This is a genomic window from Citrobacter sp. TBCS-14, assembly GCF_005280805.1.
Taxonomy (GTDB): Bacteria; Pseudomonadota; Gammaproteobacteria; order Enterobacterales; family Enterobacteriaceae; genus Citrobacter; species Citrobacter gillenii.
In genome coordinates this window covers 1-531 of sequence record NZ_SZWM01000263.1, presented here as the reverse complement: position 1 = coordinate 531, position 531 = coordinate 1, and the positions used below count along the sequence as shown (strand labels likewise).

Annotated in this window: 1 protein-coding gene and 1 pseudogene; one reads left to right on the top strand and one right to left on the bottom strand. The window is 55.1% G+C overall.

Annotated elements, in window-relative coordinates; genetic code table 11:
- Positions 1 to 306: acetate uptake transporter (locus FDX22_RS12400; RefSeq protein WP_186805305.1), on the top strand; the 306-nt coding region annotated here is incomplete at its 5' end.
- An 82-nt stretch (positions 307 to 388) separates the two neighbouring features.
- Here the strand turns inward: FDX22_RS12400 and FDX22_RS30965 are convergent.
- Positions 389 to 531, bottom strand: a pseudogene (locus tag FDX22_RS30965) (MFS transporter); the annotation flags it as partial.

The window sequence follows — 531 nt, the reverse complement described above, 5'->3', positions numbered from 1 at the left end:
ATGGGCCTCGCGGATGCAACCAATGGTCAGTTCCTGGGCGCTTACCTGGGTCTGTGGGGCGTGTTCACTCTGTTCATGTTCTTCGGTACGCTGAAAGCCGCGCGCATGCTGCAGTTCGTGTTCCTGAGCCTGACCGTGCTGTTCGCCCTGCTGGCCGTGGGTAACATTGCAGGTAACGAAGCAATCATTCACGTAGCGGGTTGGGTTGGCTTAGTGTGTGGCGCAAGCGCCATTTACCTGGCGATGGGTGAAGTGCTGAACGAACAGTTTGGCCGCACCATCCTGCCAATTGGTGAAATGCACTAATTCTGTCTGTATCCCCCCGCAANCCTGCCGATTGGTGAAGCACACTAATCTGCCTTTATCCCCCCTGACGGGGGGATATTCCTTACAAACGCTGTAACTCTCCCTGTACGCTCGTATCGCGATGATAAATATCCTGTCGCAGCCAAATCCCCAGACCTAACCCCACCAGCGATAACGCCAGCACATACCAGGCTGGAGCCATTGGCGACACGCTCATTAACATTG